Below are 2,780 nucleotides of genomic sequence, written 5' to 3'. Positions count from 1 at the left end.
ACTTTTGTGGGGGATGGCGGCAATGGGGCTGATCTTGACTGGTGGGGCTGTGCCGGCTTGGATTTGACTGCGCAGATCCTTCCATTTGACGAGCTTGACAAAACCGGAGGCTACCTTTTCCAAGGCTTCTTCGCGGATGGCTGTGACGGCAGCTGGGGTTCTGGCAGATGGATGGGCTCCATAGCTGACGGCGCTGTCCAGTTGGGCAAGGGTCCAATCTTCGGAGATGTCGACCGGGCAGCCAACGGTTCCAAACTGTTTCAACATTGGGCCTGCTGGGTGGGCCTGGGCAATGGGGCCGGGGAACATAAGACTGCGGGTGGGAACATAAGGGTTAGACTTACTCTGGGTTTTGGTGAGGATGTCGTGGATCTCCTGTGTTGTGAAGGGTGTTGTGAAGGCAACCGCGGGTGATGAGGCTGGAGGGGAGGGCTGGTGGTTGTGCCTCTTGGGTGTTGGGGCACTGGCAGGGCTGGTGCTGACCGAGGGCAGAGAGGATCTCTTGGACGGTGCTGTGATGGTGGGTGGGGATGCCCCATGCTGGGCATGGGTGGGCTTTGTGGGTTGCCCCGGGGGCCTTGCAGCGTGGGATCCAGTGGGGCAAGGCTGTTGGTGCCGTTGGTGGGGAAAGGGGAGAGGGGAGTGGGTGGGTGCTGTTTGGCGTAGTCGTGGGGATTCTTGGGTGTGGTGGGATGGATGTTGGGTGGTGGTGCGGTGGTGTTGGCGTGGGAGTGGGGCTGCGTCGGGGGACGGCTGTGGAAAGGGTGATGGAGGTAGTGCTGCTGTTGGTGGTCACAAAGCTGTAGCCCCTCGTCGGAGGATAGCCACAACTCTGTTGGCATTTTCGTCAGTGATTTGGATGGGAGAGTGGGTGTTGCGGCATCTTGTGTGGCCACATGATCCCTTGACATGAAAGTGCAAGCAATGTCTGCCTGCAGGGAGATGGAGGGCTTGGATTACATCAGCATTGGTAGAGCTAGCATTGGTCAACAGGACTGAAAGGTTGGCTCGTCGGACAGGCTCAGCGGCGTCCGCCCAGAAGGCTTTGAGTGGAGTGGCAAAACTGGGGTTGGTTTGCCGAGTTGGCTGGGGTCGCCCATCGGTGTTGCTAGGGTTGGCTGCTGGTCTTGGCGTGGGTGCGGGGCCGCTCGAGGGGGCTGGGGGGGCTGGCACTGGAGCTGGCGTTTGGGTGGGCCGGAGGGTAGCAGGCATTCCAAGGTCATAATTCAAGTTGGGTTGCAACAGGGCATGGACAGGGGGCAAGTCATTGGCACCCAAGCAGAAGAATGGTGGGTCTTCATCCGGGTTGAGGAAGTGGAGATCGCGAAGTGGCTGTCCAAATTCTAGTTGCTCCAGTTGCTTTAGGTGCCAAACAATCTGGCAGGCCTTGGCACAGATCCAATCTGTGTTGTTGGAGAAGAGATGGGATCGTTGTTGCAGGTGGGTAAGCAACTGGTTCGTGTGGAGGTGGAGGTAGCTGCTAGGGACCCAGTCATCGGTGAACAGCTTGAGCCGGCTCAAGAAGCTGGTGAGCTCATGCCATGTGGTGATGCGTGGAGGGGCTTTTCCTCGTCTGGCAGACGCCCCCGCATCATTGACTTGCAAGGCGCCTCTGAAGTGCTCTTCATTCTCATTGAGGTGGTGGAGGTGCTGCAGCTCTGACTGGTCTCGTTTGAGTTGGGCCCCAACTATGCCTCGCCACCATTGAAGGTCATGTGTGGAGGTGGTGAGTTGCATACTAGACAAGTCCTGGGCAAGGAAGGGAGGGTAGTCAAAGCCTTGATCAAAGGCCACATAGTTTCTTTTCTGTAGCTCACTTCTGTAGCCATTGAGCCACAGACGCCGGTGCTCCTTCTTCTGCTCGAACCAATCCAGCCAGACTTCGGGAAGCGCTTCCTTTGTTGTGGTCTTAGTGAAACCAAGAAGGGCATACAGGATGGTGCCATCCAAGTCAGGAGCCCTGTCACCATTGAATGTGGTGGCATTGAGGGGGTCAGGAGCAAAGCTCACACTGGACCGCTTGCGGCGCTTGGGGCCAGGGTCTGGGTCCTCTGGGGTGTAGTCCTCTGGGCGGCTGTCGCTATGGCCATCTGGGGTTTCCAACTGGGTGGCTGGTGTTGGTGCCATCTGGGTGGCTGCCATCTGGGTGGCTGCCATCTGGGTGGCTGGTGGTTGTGCCAACTGGGTGGCCGTGGGCTGTGGGCGTGCAGAGTTTTTCCAAGGTGCTAGAAATCCAGTCTTTGACTTTCTTAGGTGGCGCTCGAGCTGAAACTGTTACATTGCCCACGGGGGCATTTCCAGCACCCTGAGTGAGCCAACTCATCACTGCTCCTTCTGCTTGCTGTCGAGTGGGTTCATCACGAATGGAGGCAATGTAAGGCTTGAGCGTCCACACCAGCTGGGGCAAAGTCCAAGGTACTGGGCTGCTTAACCCTTCGTAGACTTGTTGGCAAACTTCCTTTCCCAGCAGGGGAAGGATCCGGACAAAGGACTGTTCCGTCTCACTTTGAGGAAGCAGGTCAGAGTCTTCAGGTGGGGGCTGCTGCTGAGGGGAGGAGCCGTAGTCGGCTAGTTTGCCATCACTAGGTTCAAACAGGCCTGAAGGTAGTAGGTCGACTCTCCAACGGTTTTGAAGCCTTGTATCGTCACGCTCTCCGAGGCACACAACATGAGCATCCTTCCAAGGGCTGCTGCTGTTTCTGGGGACGGTATCATTAGGGACCTCCAACACTCCATGGCAGAGGGTGATCTCTTTGTTGATAGGTGCTAGAAAAAGGACC

Annotated in this window: 2 protein-coding genes; both read right to left on the bottom strand. The window is 57.3% G+C overall.

Annotation, left to right across the window (positions count from 1 at the left end):
• Nucleotides 1–309, bottom strand: a 309-nt coding sequence (locus tag V6D20_14790) for a hypothetical protein (protein ID HEY9817047.1), incomplete at its 3' end; no start/stop codon positions are given.
• Between the two features lie 483 nt (nucleotides 310–792).
• Nucleotides 793–2,181 (bottom strand): hypothetical protein, encoded by a 1,389-nt coding sequence (locus V6D20_14785; GenBank protein HEY9817046.1) that lies wholly within the window; start codon nucleotides 2,179–2,181, stop codon nucleotides 793–795.
• Nucleotides 2,182–2,780: the final 599 nt, after the last annotated feature.

The sequence above is a fragment of the Candidatus Obscuribacterales bacterium genome, assembly GCA_036703605.1.
Classification (GTDB): Bacteria; Cyanobacteriota; Cyanobacteriia; order RECH01; family RECH01; genus RECH01.
The sequence above is the reverse complement of the archived record's forward strand: the minus strand, read 5'-3'. Positions and strand labels throughout refer to the sequence as shown.